Genomic DNA, 13,203 nt, shown 5'->3' on the forward strand with positions numbered 1-13,203 from the left:
GTCGCAGGTCCGCCGGCGCGCAGACACCGTTTAACAGGAGCAACACCGTGGCCAGCCTCGGCATGAACGACGTCAAGACCGGACAGAAGATCCTGGTCAACAACGACCCCTGCGTCATCATCGACACCGAATACGTCAAGCCGGGCAAGGGTCAGGCGTTCACGCGCGTGAAGTACCGCAGCATCAAGTCCGGGCGCGTCGTCGAAATGACGATGAAGGCCACCGACAGCGTGGAACAGGCCGACGTGGTCGACACCGACATGCAGTTCCTCTACGCCGACGGCGAGTACTGGCACTTCATGAACCCCGAGTCCTTCGAGCAGGTGCAGGCCGACAAGAACGGCATGGGCGGCGCGGACAAGTGGCTCAAGGGCGAGGAAGAGTGCGTGGTCACGCTCTTCAATGGCACGCCGATCATGGTGCAGCCGCCGAACTTCGTCGAACTGAAGATCACCGAAACCGACCCGGGCGTCCGCGGCGACACCTCGGGCGGCGGCGGCAAGCCGGCGACGCTGGAAACCGGCGCGGTCGTGCGCGTGCCGCTGTTCGTCGGCCAGGAAGAAATCATCAAGGTCGACACGCGCTCGGGCGAGTACGTCAGCCGCGTGAAGTGATGGATTCCTCCGCAATCCTCCAGCTCGCGGTCTGGCTCGTCGGCGTCATCGTCGCCGCCGGCGCGGTGCTGTGGCTCTGGAACACGACGCTGCCGCGCGTGTTCCCCGGTCGCGTGCGCGCTCTGCGTTACGGCGAGGCGCTGCGCCTGATGTTGCTGGCGTGGCTGCTGTTCGGCGCCGGCGCCTTCGGGCTCACCTACGCCCTCGGCGCGGGCCTCTGGTAAGGATGGCGCCGGAAGCCTGCGATCTGCTGATCGAAGCCGGCCACGTCGTGCCGGTGCAGCCGCACGGCGTCGTGCTTGCCGATTTCGCCGTGGCGGTGCGCGATGGCGCGATCGTCGCGGTGTTGCCGATCGCCGATGCGCGCGCGCGCTTCATTGCCGCGCAAACCGTTTCGCGTCCCGACGGCGTGCTGATCCCGGGCCTGGTCAACGCGCACGTCCACAATCCGATGACGCTGCTGCGCGGCGTCGCCGACGACCTGCCGCTGATGCAATGGCTGCAGGGCCACATCTGGCCGATCGAGGCCGCGGTGGTCGCGCCCGATTTCATCGCCGACGGCGTGACGCTCGCCATCGCCGAAATGCTCCGCGGCGGCACCACGTGCTGCAACGAAAACTATTTCTTCCCCGACGTGCAGGCCGCGACCTACCGCAAGCACGGGTTCCGCGCGCGCGTCGGGCTGCCGATCATCGACTTCCCGACCGCGTGGGCGCGCACGTCGGACGAATACTTCGACCGCGCCGGTGAAGTGCACGACCAGTGGCGCAACGATCCGCTCGTCGCCACGGCGTTCGCGCCGCACGCGCCGTACACCGTGTCGGATGCGAACTTCGAACGCATCCGCATGCTCGCCGACCAGCTCGACGTGCCCGTGCATTGCCACGTGCACGAAACCGCGCATGAAGTGAGCGAGGCGCGGAAAACCCTCGGCCAGTCGCAGATCGCGCGCCTGGATCGCCTCGGCCTGGTGAACGACCGGCTGATCGCGGTGCACATGACGCAACTGACCGACGCGGAGATCGCGCTGTGCGCCGAACGCGGCGTCAGCGTCGCGCATTGCCCCGAATCCAACCTCAAGCTCGCCTCGGGCTTCTGCCCGGTCGCGAAACTCGCTGCGGCCGGCGTGAATCTCGCCATCGGCACCGACGGCGCGGCCAGCAACAACGACCTGGACATGTTCGGCGAGATGCGCACCGCCGCGTTGCTCGCCAAGGCCGTGGGCGAAGACGCTTCGGCGTTCGACGCGTTCTCGGCCTTGCGCGCGGCGACGCTCGGCGGCGCGAAGGCGCTGGGCTTCGAAGAAACCATCGGTTCGATCGAAGCGGGCAAGCAGGCCGACCTGGTGTGCGTGGACCTGGGCGCGCTGGAAACCCAGCCGCTGCACCACGTCGTCTCGCAACTGGTCTATGCCTGCGGGCGGCACCAGGTGAGCGATGTGTGGATCGCCGGGCAGCGCAAGCTGGAAGCCCGCCTCCTCGTGGACATGGACGTCGACGCAATCGTGGCCAACGCGCGCCAGTGGCGCGACCGCATCGCCGCGGTCCGCACGGCGTAATCCGCTCCCGAGGCCCTGATGACGCAAGCGCAACCCAACGAAGACAACTTCCGCCAGGCCGAACTCGACCGCTTCAACGAGCTCGCCCATCGCTGGTGGGATGCCAACGGCCCGCAGAAGGCGCTGCATGCGCTCAACCCCGCGCGCCTGGGCTACATCGCCGATCGCGTGTCGCTGCAAGGTGCGCGCGTGCTCGACGTCGGTTGCGGCGGCGGATTGCTCAGCGAGTCGATGGCCGCCGCCGGCGCCGATGTCACCGCGATCGATCTTGCGCCCGACCTGCTGAAGATCGCGCGCCTGCATGGCCTGGAATCGGGCGTGAAAGTCGACTATCGCCAGGTGCCCGCCGAAGCGCTCGCCGAAGACATGCCCGGCACGTTCGACGCGATCGCCTGCATGGAAATGCTCGAACACGTGCCGTCGCCGCCGTCGGTGCTCGCCGCGTGCGCGACGATGCTCAAGCCCGGCGGTCGCTTGTTCCTCTCCACGCTCAACCGCACGCCGGCCGCGTTCGCGCTGGCGATCCTGGGTGCCGAATACATCGCACGCATCCTGCCCAAGGGCACGCACCAGTACCGCGACTTCATCAAGCCCTCGGAGCTCGGCGCGTGGCTGCGCGAAGCGGGGCTCGAACTCGAAGATGTCAGCGGTTTGGTCTACGAACCCTGGCGCAACGCCGCACGCGTGGGGCGCCGCACCGACGTGAACTACCTCGCCTGCGCGCGCAAGCCCGGATGATCGCAATGTCGTTTCCCAAAGCGGTGCTGTTCGACCTGGACGGCACCTTGCTCGACAGCGCACCCGACATGCTGGCCACGGTGGACGCGATGCGCGCCGCGCGCGGTCGCGGCCCGATGGAAATGACGAAGTTGCGCCCCGTGGTTTCGAAAGGCGCGCGCGCGATGACCGCCGCCGCGTTCCCGGACATCCCGGCCGACGAGCGCAACGCGTGGATCCCGGAATTCCTTGCGACTTACGAGCGCGAACTCGGCCGCCACGGCGCATTGTTCGAAGGCATCGACGCGATGCTGCGCGCGCTGGAAGACGCCGGTTGCCGCTGGGGCATCGTCACCAACAAACCCGAATATCTCGCGCGCGCCCTGATGCCGATGCTCGGCTGGGAAACGCGCTGCGCCGTGCTGGTCGGTGGCGACACGCTGCCCGAGCGCAAGCCGCATCCGCTGCCCTTGTTGCATGCGGCGCAGGTGATGGGCTGTGACGCGACCGACGTCGTCTACGTCGGCGACGACGAACGCGACATCCAGGCCGCGCGTGCGGCCGGCATGAAATCGGTCGTCGCCCTGTGGGGCTATCGCCTCGACGAAGACGATCCGATGGCTTGGCAAGGCGACACGATGGTCGACCTGCCGTCCGAACTGTGCGCGCCGGAACGCTGGCCATGAACGCGGTGCGCGACCCGGCGGTCGACACCACGCTGGCGAAGTGGCGCGAACGCTGGCCCGAGTGGCCGTTCGCCGAACCCTTCGTGGCGCCGCTGCATCGCGAGCGCGCGATCGCCTGGTTCGCGCTGCGCGACGAATTGACGCATGCGGCCTGGCTGGGCAGCGACCCGCGGCCGGGCGATGCGAAGCTCGCGTGGTGGGCCGAAGAACTGCACGGTTGGGCCAAGGGCGTGCGTCGCCATCCGCTCGGCATCGTGCTGCAACGCGAACCCGCCGCGTGGCCGGTGCTGGCGGCTGCATTGCCGTCGTTGCGCGCGACCCGCGAACGGGCGGCGAACATCGACGATGCCTTCGGCGCACTCGAACCCTTCGCGCAAGGCGTGTCGACGATCGCCTCGACCTTGTTCGGCAGTGGCACTGGCGATCCCGCGCCCGAGCGCAGCGTCGTCGCGGGCCTGCTCGGCGAACACGCACTCGCCGGCGGCGATGCGGCCGCGCCGCTGCAATCGCTCGCCAAGGCCGGGCAGGGCGCGCAACCGGGCGTTGCCTCGCGACTCTGGGCCCGCACTTTGCTCGACCAATGGCCCTTGCCGCATGGCGGCACGGTGCCCGGGCGCCTGCATGCCGCGCTGGTGCGCGAACGCCTGCGCCGCTATGCCGACGGCGGCGCGCCCGATCGCCCCTTGCCCGCCTGGCGCGCGCTGTTCACGGCATGGCAAGCGGCCCGGCGCTGAACGCACCGTTGCATCGATTTCGTCACGAGCCCCGCCCCGCGCTGGCTACAATGCGCCCCTCATGACCGCCTCCCGCCCCCCTGCGCAGCTCCCCGACGTCGCGTTCGAAGCGGCGGCGCTGGCGCGCCCGCTGGATTGGGTGGGGATGGACCGCATCGCGATCCCGGTGCGCATCCACGACGCCGACGGACAAGCGGTGCAGGTGGCCGCCGACGTCGACGTGGCCGTCGACCTGCGCGACGGACAGGCGCGCGGCATCCACATGTCGCGCCTTTACCTGCAACTGCAGCAGGCCTTCGCGAGCGAAGCGATCACGCCCGGCGGCTTGCGCCGCGTGTTGCAGGGCTTCATCGAATCGCAGAAGGGCGCCTCCACGCGTGCGCGCCTGCACATCCGTTACGAACACCTGCTGCAGCGCCGCGCGCTGGCAAGCGACAACGTCGGCTGGAAGCGCTACCCGGTGGCGATCGAAGCCGAACTCGCCGACGGGCATCTCCATCTCGCGCTCGGGTTCGCGGTCGAATACTCCAGTACGTGTCCTGCGTCGGCGGCGCTCTCGCGCCGGGTCAACGCCGAACGGTTCGCCAGCGATTTCGCCGCGGCGCGCCCGATCTCCGCGCAGGTCGTGAGCGATTGGCTCGCCTCCGAACGCGGCCTGGCCGCCACGCCGCACGCGCAGCGCAGCCGCGCCGACATCCGCGTGGTGTTGCGCCCCGCGTTCGATGAACTGCCCTTGCTGGACCTGGTCGATGCGGTCGAAGCCTCGCTCGGCACGCCCGTGCAGACGGCGGTGAAGCGCGAAGACGAACAGGCCTTCGCCGAACTCAACGCCGCCAACCTGATGTTCTGCGAAGACGCCGCGCGCCGCGTCGCCGGTGCGTTGTCGCAAGACCAGCGCATCGACCGATACGAAGTGCGCGTCGCGCACTTCGAAAGCCTGCATCCGCACGACGCAGTAGCGCGGGTCAGCGGCACCAACCCCTGATCCAGCTTTCATCCCCCTTCCAAGGGGGATCAATCGCGCAAAGCGCGATTGAGGGGGATAACAACGACGCAGCCTTACTCCCGAGCAAACTCCAACCGCTGCCCATTCGGCGCATCCACCAACTGGCTGCCATCCCAGGCGAGCACGCCGTTGACCCACGTCGCGCCGATGCGCGAATGGAAGGTGCGGCCTTCGAACGGCGACCACCCGCACTTCGACAACACGTCCTCGCGGCGCACCGTGAAGGGCCCATCGTCGATCAGCACCAGGTCGGCCATGTAGCCTTCGCGCAGGAACCCGCGCTGCGACACATCGAACAACTGCGCCGGCGCATGGCAAACCTTCTGCACGACCTGCGCATTCGTCAGCCGGCCTTCGTGCACCAACTCCAGCGCGGCGACCAGCGCGTACTGCACCAGCGGCAGGCCGCTCGGCGCGCCGGTGTAGGGGCGCGCCTTCTCTTCCAGCGTGTGCGGTGCGTGGTCGGTGGCGAGCACGTCGATCACATCGTCGGCCAGCGCGGCGATCAGGGCTTCGCGATCGCTCGCTTCCTTGATCGATGGATTGCACTTGATGAGATTCCCGAGCGTCGCGTAATCGGCGCGATCGAAGCGCAGGAAATGGATGCAGGTTTCGGCGGTGATCTTCTTGCGCGTGCCATCGGCGCGGATCAGCGGGCCGCGTTCGAACAACGCGAGCTCGTCGGCCGTGGAGATGTGCAGCACGTGCAGGCGCGTGCCGTTGCGGCGCGCCAGTTCCTGCGCAAGCAGCGTGGACTTCATGCACGCCTGCCGCGAGCGGATGTCGGCGTGGAATTCGGGCGGGATGTCGTCGCCGTACTTCGCCTTGTATCGGGCGAGTTCGGCGTCGATCATCGGCGTGTCTTCGCAATGCGTGATGATCGGCGTGGGCGCGTCGCGGAAGATCGCGTCCAGCGTTTCGGGGTTGTCGACCAGCATGTTGCCGGTGGAGGCGCCCATGAACACCTTGATGCCGGGGGCGCGCAGCGGGTCGAGCGCGCGGATCGCTTCGATGTTGTCGTTGCTCGCCCCCATGTAGAAGCCGAAGTTGGCGCGTGCGCGGCCGGTGGCGCGCCGGTACTTGTCTTCCAGCGCCGCGTTGTCGAGCGTGGGCGGGTTGGTGTTGGGCATGTCCATGAAGCTGGTCAGCCCGCCGGCGACGGCCGCGGCCGATTCGGTCGCGATGTCGGCCTTGTATTCCATCCCCGGTTCGCGGAAGTGGACCTGGTCGTCGATCATGCCCGGCAACAGGCGGCGGCCGGCGGCGTCGACGACGTGCTCGCCCTCGCGCGCGGACAGGCCCGTGCCGATCTGCGCGATGCGGCCGTTTTCGATGCGCAGGTCGCCTTCGACCTCGCGGCCTTCGTTCACCAGGCGGGCATTGACGATCAGCGTGGGCTTCGATGTCGCGGGCATGGGCGTTCCTTGGCGATGCGATCTTGGCGGAGCGACGCATTCACATGCGTGCGCAGGTTGGCGTTCATTTTGACGAAGCGGGGGGCACGGGGTCGTGTCCGCCCGGGTGGAAGGGATGGCAGCGCGCGACGCGCCGCGCGGCGAGCCAGGTGCCGCGCACGGCGCCGAAACGCGCGATGGCCTGCATCGCGTACTCCGAGCAGGTGGGCGCAAAACGGCAACGCGGACCCAGCAATGGACTGATCCAGCGCTTGTACAGGCGCAGGGCCCCGATGAGCAGTCGATCGATCACGATAGTGAAATGCGGCCTCGCACGAAGGGTTTCGCGGGTTGCCGCCCTTGTCGGGGCAGGGTATAACAGCGCGCTTTCCCGCCTCAAGGGAACGAGGGACGTACCGCTCGTGGCAGCGAAGAAACCAGCGAAGAAGGCCGCCAAGGCCGCGAAGAAGGCCGCCAAGCCGGCGGCGAAGAAGATTGTGGCGAAGAAGCCCGTCGCCAAGTCCGCAGCCAAGAAGCCCGCGCCGGCCAAGAAACCGGTCGCGAAGAAGGCTGCGCCTGCCAAGAAGCCTGTTGCGAAGAAGGCCGCTCCGGCGAAGAAGGCGCCGGCCAAGGCCGTCAAGCCCGTGGCCAAGCCTGTCGCGAAGCCTGCAGTCGCGAAGAAGGCCGCGCCCGCCAAGCCCGTCGCGAAGGCCGCGCCCGCCAAGGCCGCGCCGGTTGCGAAGCAGCCAGCGGTCAGGCAGCCCGTCGCCAAACAGCCCGAAGTGCGCGTCGCCGCGGTCAAGAAGCCGGCTGCGAAGCCTGCGACCAAGAGCGCGCCGGTCGCACCCGCGGCGAAGCCCGAAACCAAGTCGCCCGCACCGCAGGCGACGACGAAGACTGCGAAGCCTGCGCTCGCCACTTCGCCGAAGCCCGCATCCTCGGCGGCACCCGCCGTCACGTCGCGCCCACGTCCGGAGGGCAAAGTTGCTGTTGCCGTAGCCGCGAAGCCGGCCGCACCAGCACCACGGGGCAAAGTGAAAGTCGTCGAATACAAGACCGATGAGGGCACGGGTCGCCCGATCATCCCGCAGGGCTACAAGCCTTCGCAGGACGAGGAGTACATGAGCACGTTGCAGGTGGAATATTTCCGCCAGCGCCTGCTCAGCTGGCGCGCCGACCTGGTCGAAGAGTCCAAGCAGACCATCGAGAACCTCAAGGACGAAGTGCGCGACGTCGGCGACGAAGCCGAACGTGCGACGCGCGAGACCGAGAACTCGCTGGAACTGCGCACGCGCGACCGCTACCGCAAACTGATCGGCAAGATCGACAGCACGCTCAAGCGCCTGGATGCCGGCGAATACGGCTACAGCGTGGATTCGGGCGAAGAAATCGGCCTGGACCGCCTCGAGGCGCGCCTGACCGCCGAACGCACGATCGACGAGCAAGAGCGCTGGGAACATCTGCAGAAGCAGATGGGCGATTGATCCACCTCCCCTCCAGGGGAGGTCAAAAAGAAACCCGCCATTCGGCGGGTTTCTTTTTGGGTGGGGTAAACCAACGACGCCCCCTAAACCTAATGCAGATCCTTCAAATTCAACCGCCGCAGCTTCGGCGCCAGCTTCGCCGTCACCGCGACGATCGAAATCGTCATGCATCCCCCGAAGATCACGCTCGGCACCAGGCCGAGGAACTTCGCCGCGAGCCCCGATTCGAATGCGCCGAGCTCGTTCGACGAGCCGATGAAGATCCCGTTGATCGCCGAAACACGCCCACGCATGGCGTCGGGCGTGGCGAGCTGCAGGATGGTCGAGCGCAGCACGACCGACACGCCATCGCACAGGCCCGAGGCGAACAGCATCACCACCGAAAGCCACAGATGCTTCGACAACGCGAAGCCGATGATGCACAACCCGAACCCGGCGACGGCGAGCAACAGGATGCGTCCCGCATTCTTCTCCAGCGGCTTGCGCGCCATCCACAACCCGACCAGCACTGCACCGGCCGCGGGTGCACCACGCAGGACGCCGAGCGCTTCGGGCCCGGCGTGCAGCACGTCCTTGATGAAGGCAGGCAGCAAGGCGACCGCACCGCCGAACAGCACCGCGAACATGTCCAGCGCGAGCGCGCCGAGCAGGATCTGGTGGCCGAACACGAAGCGCAGTCCTTCGCCGATGCTGGCGAAGATCGGCGCGCGTTCGGTCGGGATGTGCGGCTCCTCGATGCGGAGCGTCGTCAACAACACGGCGGCCGAAATCGCGAACACCACCGCGATCCCGTAAGCCGAGGTCTTCCCCGCCCAGGCCACCATCACGCCACCGAACGCGGGACCGAGCACGAGCCCGAGCTGGAACACCACGCTCCCGAGCCCCGCGCCGCGCGCGTACTGCTCGCGCGGCAACACGCGTGCGAACAGCGTGTTGTAGATCGGCGTCAGGAACGAGCGCACGCTGCCGGTGAGCGCGATGGCCGCGTAGATCAGCCACGTGCCGGCCGTCGTCCAACCCGAGGCGATCGCGACGAGAATCACGCCGGTCATCGCCAAGCCCGCGCACGCGAACGCGCCCAGGCGACGCCGCTTCAGGTGATCGACCAGATAGCCGGCGAACGGCGCGACGCAGAAGTACGGAATCACCTCGGCCAGGCCGACCAGGCCCAGCGCCAGCGGGTCGTGCGTGATTTCGTAGATGTGCCAACCGACGGTCACCGCGACCATCTGGTAGGACAACATCGTGAGGATGCGATAACTGAGCAGGCCCAGGAACGCGCGGTTGCGCAGCGGTGAGTCCGCTGCCGTCAGCGCACTCACGCGGCGGCCTGCGCGCGCTCGCGAATGAAGGCGAGCAGGGCGGCGTGGCCGTTGTTGCGGGTCGGCGAGAGATGCTTGGCCAGGCCGACCGTATCGATGTAGTCGGGTTGCGTGGCCAGGATTTCCCGTGCCGGGCGGCCCGAATAGACGCGCAACGCGAGGAAGCACAGCCCCGCGACGATCGCCGAATCGCTGGTGGCCAGGAAGTCGAGCCGTTGCGCATCGCCTTCGCCGACGATCCACACCATCGACTGGCACCCGAGCAGGCGATGGTCTTCGTTCCTGAGCGCATCGGGGAACGGCGGCAGTTTGCGGCCCAGGTCAATCAGGTACTGGTAGCGCTCGGACCAATCGCCGAAGAAGGCGAATTCCTCCGCGATCGCCGCCTGTGCATCGGCGGCGGTGGGCTCCAGCGGAAACACGCGGTGTTCGGCGACGGTGTTCATGCGCGTTTCCAACGTACGCCCTGGGGCGTGTCTTCCAGGAGAATGCCGTCGTCGGCCAGTTGCTTGCGGATGGCGTCGGCGCGGGCGAAATCCTTCGAGGCTTTCGCCGCGATGCGTTCGTCGATCAGGCCCTGGATGCGCGCATCGTCGTCGTTGGAGGTATCCCCCGCGATCCATTCGGCGGGCGCGCGTTGCAACAGGCCAAGCGCCAATCCCGCGCCCAGCAGCGCGGATTTGGCCTCGCGTCGCGCGTCCGCACCTTCGGCCTTGCGGGCTTCACCGGCGAGGCGTGCGATTTCGGCCAGCGCCTGTGGCGTGTTGAGGTCGTCGTCGAGCATCTCCTCGATCGACTGCGGAATGACCGGGGTGGCCTCGACGTCGGCCAGGTCGCGCAAGGTGCCGTACAAGCGGTCGAGCGTGCGGATCGATTGATCGACCAGCGCCGGCGTCCAATCCAGCGGCTGGCGGTAATGCGCGGACAGCAACGCATAACGCAGCGCCTCGGAGCGACCGGGGTAACGTTCGAGCAGGGTGTGGATGCGCTCGACGTTGCCGAGCGACTTGGACATCTTCGAGCCGCCGAACACCAGCATGCCGTTGTGCAGCCAGAAGCGCGCGAAGGGTTTGCCGCCGTGCGCGCATTCGCTCTGCGCCACTTCGTTCTCGTGGTGCGGGAACTGGAGGTCGATGCCGCCGGCGTGGATGTCGATGGTCTGACCCAGGTGCGCTTCGGCCATCGCCGAGCATTCGATGTGCCAACCCGGGCGACCGCGGCCCCAGGGCGAGTCCCAGCCGGGCAGGTCGTCGGTCGAGGGCTTCCACAGCACGAAGTCGCCGGCGTCCTGCTTGTAGGGCGCCACGTCGACGCGCGCGCCGGCCAGCATGTCTTCGGGCGATTGCCGCGAGAGCTTGCCGTAATCGGGATAGCTGCCGACGGAAAACAGCACGTGGCCTTCGGCGGCGTAGGCATGGCCGCTTTCGATCAGGCGCTGGATCATCGCGATGATCTGCGGGATGTGTTCGGTCGCCTTGGGCTGCAGCGACTGTGGCTGCACGCCCAGGGCCGCCATCTCGTCCAGGTACACCGCGGTGTAGCGCTGCGTGATCGTGGAGATCGGCACGCCGGCCTCGCGCGCGGCCGCGTTGATCTTGTCGTCCACGTCGGTGATGTTGCGTGCGTAACGCAGCGCGCCGTAGCGGCGGCGGAGCAGGGCGGCCAGCACATCGAAGACCACCGGGCCGCGTGCGTTGCCGATGTGGACGTAGTTGTAGACCGTCGGTCCGCACAGATACATCGTGGGGCCGGCGACGGGGTCCAGCGGCGCGAAGGGCTCGACCCGGCGCGTCAGGGTGTTGTGGAGGCGAAGGGCCATGGGTCGGCAAATGGGGGAATCGCGCCATTCTAGCCGTCGGGAAAGCCTCGATTCAGGCCCGAGCCCGCGTCCGGCCTTTACACTGAATGCGTGCGCCTCCTTGTCTCCCTCCTGAGCATCGCCTCCCTGACCATCGCCATGGCCGGCATGCCCGTGCTTGCGCAGGATGCGGGGACCACCGTTTTGCAGAACGAAAACGTGCGGATGGACTTCGCCCAGGTGATGCGCGTGCAGCCGATCTACCAGGTACTGCGCGCCACGCGCATGGAGCCGCGTTGCCCCGCCGACGGCGACGGGGAGCAGGACAAGGGCCTGGCGAAGATCGTGGGTGCGGTGAAGGGCGCGGTCTCGCGCAAGCCCGATCCGCCCGAACAGACGGCCAATTGCGAAATGATCCCGGTGCAGCGCGAGTTCCGCCGCCCGATCGCCTACGACGTCGACTACGTCTATCGCGGCACCAAGTACCGCTCGCGCCTGCCCTACGACCCGGGCAACCGCCTGCGCGTGCGCGTGAGCGTCGTCCCCTATATCCCGCCGCGGAAGCCTTAGCCGCGGCTTGCCGCGGCGTCATCAGCGCGGCAGCGTTGCATCGGCCGCCTGTCGATGCGACCATGCGCGCCCGATGCAGACCCTCCGCGCCGACGCCGACGTCCTCACCTCCGCCTACATGGCGGCGGGCATGACCTCGCGCGCGCGCCGACCGCTCCCCCACATTTTCGCTGGGTAGCGCGCCGCGTCGTATCGGATCCGCCAGAAACCCAGCCCTTCGCGCTGGGTTTCTTCGTTCATGGCCCGGCGATTTCCTTCCCCACAGGACGCTCCATGAAACAGGTTCCGCTCCGGCATTTCCTCAACACCCAGGATTGGAAGCGCGACGAGCTCGACGCCGTGCTCGCGCTGTCCGCGGCGTACAAGCAGCGGCCGCTGGGCCTGCGTTCGATGGAAGGCAAGTCGATCGCGCTGGTCTTCTTCAATTCGTCGCTGCGCACGCGCACGAGCTTCGAGATCGGCGCCTTCCAGCTCGGCGGGCATGCGGTGGTGCTGCAGCCGGGGAAGGACGCCTGGCCGATCGAATTCGACCTGGGCACCGTGATGGATGGCGAAGCCGAAGAGCACATCGCCGAAGTGGCGCGCGTGCTGTCGCGTTACGTCGACCTCATCGGCGTGCGCGCGTTCCCGAAGTTCGTCGACTGGTCGACCGACCGCGAAGACCGCGTGCTGAAGGGCTTCGCGAAATATTCGTCGGTGCCGGTGATCAACATGGAAACCATCACCCATCCGTGCCAGGAACTCGCGCATATCCTCGCGCTGCAGGAACACTTCGGCACGAGCGATCTGCGCGGCAAGAAGTACGTCCTCACCTGGACCTACCATCCCAAGCCGCTCAACACGGCCGTGGCGAATTCGGCGCTCACCATCGCCACGCGCATGGGCATGGACGTGACGCTGCTGTGCCCGACGCCCGAGTACATCCTCGACGAACGCTACATGGGCTGGGCCGAGCAGAACGTCGCCGAAAGCGGCGGCTCGCTGCAGGTCAGCCATGACATCGAAAGCGCGTATCGCGGCGCCGACGTCGTGTACGCGAAGAGCTGGGGCGCGCTGCCGTACTTCGGCAACTGGGCGCCGGAGAAACCGATTCGCGATGCGCACAAACACTTCATCGTCGACGAAGCCAAGATGGCGCTGACCAACGACGGCGTGTTCTCGCACTGCCTGCCGCTGCGCCGCAACGTCAAGGCCACCGACGCGGTGATGGATTCCCCGCGTTGCGTCGCGATCGACGAAGCCGAAAACCGCCTGCACGTGCAGAAGGCCGTCATGGCATCGCTCATCGGCCAGCGTCGCTGATCCTCTTTTCGATCCGGA

16 protein-coding genes are annotated in these 13,203 nt (G+C 67.6%); 10 read left to right on the plus strand and 6 right to left on the minus strand.

Going from position 1 to position 13,203, the window contains the following annotated elements:
• The first annotated feature begins 47 nt into the window (after positions 1-47).
• The 7 genes from efp to folE2 all read left to right on the plus strand — a co-directional run bounded on the left by efp (position 48) and on the right by folE2 (position 5,294).
• Positions 48-614 carry an elongation factor P gene (efp, locus tag AC1DOM_RS13395; RefSeq protein WP_498964089.1) on the plus strand — a complete coding sequence of 189 codons (567 nt, stop codon included), beginning with the start codon at positions 48-50 and terminating at the stop codon, positions 612-614.
• Positions 614-838 carry a hypothetical protein gene (locus AC1DOM_RS13400; RefSeq protein WP_498964091.1) on the plus strand — a complete coding sequence of 75 codons (225 nt, stop codon included), beginning with the start codon at positions 614-616 and terminating at the stop codon, positions 836-838. Before efp ends, AC1DOM_RS13400 begins: the two co-directional genes overlap by 1 nt.
• Before the next feature lie 2 nt (positions 839-840).
• Positions 841-2,172 (plus strand): TRZ/ATZ family hydrolase, encoded by a 1,332-nt coding sequence (locus AC1DOM_RS13405; RefSeq protein WP_498964093.1) that lies wholly within the window; start codon positions 841-843, stop codon positions 2,170-2,172.
• An 18-nt stretch (positions 2,173-2,190) separates the two neighbouring features.
• On the plus strand, positions 2,191-2,910 hold the full coding sequence (gene ubiG / locus AC1DOM_RS13410; protein WP_498964095.1) for a bifunctional 2-polyprenyl-6-hydroxyphenol methylase/3-demethylubiquinol 3-O-methyltransferase UbiG: 720 nt from the start codon (positions 2,191-2,193) through the stop codon (positions 2,908-2,910).
• The gene (locus AC1DOM_RS13415; RefSeq protein ID WP_498964097.1) at positions 2,907-3,575 is read left to right on the plus strand and encodes a phosphoglycolate phosphatase; all 669 of its coding nucleotides are present in this window, start codon (positions 2,907-2,909) and stop codon (positions 3,573-3,575) included. The genes ubiG and AC1DOM_RS13415 overlap by 4 nt, the downstream gene beginning before the upstream one ends.
• Complete coding sequence (locus AC1DOM_RS13420) at positions 3,572-4,309, plus strand: phytoene/squalene synthase family protein (RefSeq protein ID WP_498964099.1); 738 nt, start codon at positions 3,572-3,574, stop codon at positions 4,307-4,309. Before AC1DOM_RS13415 ends, AC1DOM_RS13420 begins: the two co-directional genes overlap by 4 nt.
• 61 nt (positions 4,310-4,370) lie before the next feature.
• Entirely contained in the window at positions 4,371-5,294 is a 924-nt protein-coding gene (gene folE2, locus AC1DOM_RS13425) for a GTP cyclohydrolase FolE2 (protein ID WP_498964101.1), read from the plus strand.
• A 74-nt stretch (positions 5,295-5,368) separates the two neighbouring features.
• Here the strand turns inward: folE2 and AC1DOM_RS13430 are convergent, their stop codons facing one another.
• Together AC1DOM_RS13430 and yidD are read right to left on the minus strand one after the other, a co-directional pair.
• Complete coding sequence (locus AC1DOM_RS13430; protein WP_498964103.1) at positions 5,369-6,730, minus strand: dihydroorotase; 1,362 nt, start codon at positions 6,728-6,730, stop codon at positions 5,369-5,371.
• Positions 6,731-6,794: 64 nt separating this feature from the next.
• Positions 6,795-7,022 (minus strand): membrane protein insertion efficiency factor YidD, encoded by a 228-nt coding sequence (gene yidD / locus AC1DOM_RS13435; RefSeq protein ID WP_498964105.1) that lies wholly within the window; start codon positions 7,020-7,022, stop codon positions 6,795-6,797.
• Between the two features lie 109 nt (positions 7,023-7,131).
• On the opposite strand from yidD, the gene dksA reads away from it, so the two are divergent.
• On the plus strand, positions 7,132-8,193 hold the full coding sequence (gene dksA, locus AC1DOM_RS13440; RefSeq protein WP_498964107.1) for an RNA polymerase-binding protein DksA: 1,062 nt from the start codon (positions 7,132-7,134) through the stop codon (positions 8,191-8,193).
• A gap of 89 nt (positions 8,194-8,282) precedes the next feature.
• On the opposite strand, the gene AC1DOM_RS13445 is transcribed toward dksA, so the two are convergent.
• From AC1DOM_RS13445 to cysS, 3 genes are read right to left on the minus strand one after another with little or no spacing between them, the layout of a single operon-like run.
• Complete coding sequence (locus AC1DOM_RS13445; protein WP_498964109.1) at positions 8,283-9,515, minus strand: MFS transporter; 1,233 nt, start codon at positions 9,513-9,515, stop codon at positions 8,283-8,285.
• A complete protein-coding gene (locus AC1DOM_RS13450) occupies positions 9,512-9,961 on the minus strand; it encodes a SufE family protein (protein ID WP_498964111.1) in 450 nt (149 codons plus the stop codon). Before AC1DOM_RS13450 ends, AC1DOM_RS13445 begins: the two co-directional genes overlap by 4 nt.
• On the minus strand, positions 9,958-11,334 hold the full coding sequence (cysS, locus tag AC1DOM_RS13455) for a cysteine--tRNA ligase (RefSeq protein WP_498964113.1): 1,377 nt from the start codon (positions 11,332-11,334) through the stop codon (positions 9,958-9,960). The genes AC1DOM_RS13450 and cysS overlap by 4 nt, the downstream gene beginning before the upstream one ends.
• 90 nt (positions 11,335-11,424) lie before the next feature.
• Here cysS and AC1DOM_RS13460 point away from each other — a divergent pair, with 90 nt between their 5' ends.
• Entirely contained in the window at positions 11,425-11,883 is a 459-nt protein-coding gene (locus AC1DOM_RS13460) for a hypothetical protein (RefSeq protein WP_498964115.1), read from the plus strand.
• A 114-nt stretch (positions 11,884-11,997) separates the two neighbouring features.
• Here AC1DOM_RS13460 and AC1DOM_RS13465 read toward each other — a convergent pair whose 3' ends face one another.
• Positions 11,998-12,123: a hypothetical protein gene (locus AC1DOM_RS13465; RefSeq protein ID WP_498964117.1), complete on the minus strand. Its 126-nt coding sequence runs from the start codon at positions 12,121-12,123 to the stop codon at positions 11,998-12,000.
• Between the two features lie 33 nt (positions 12,124-12,156).
• Between AC1DOM_RS13465 and AC1DOM_RS13470 the strand changes: the two genes are divergently transcribed.
• Complete coding sequence (locus AC1DOM_RS13470) at positions 12,157-13,185, plus strand: N-acetylornithine carbamoyltransferase (protein WP_498964119.1); 1,029 nt, start codon at positions 12,157-12,159, stop codon at positions 13,183-13,185.
• Positions 13,186-13,203: the final 18 nt, after the last annotated feature.

This window comes from Lysobacter sp. P5_B12, from assembly GCF_056400425.1.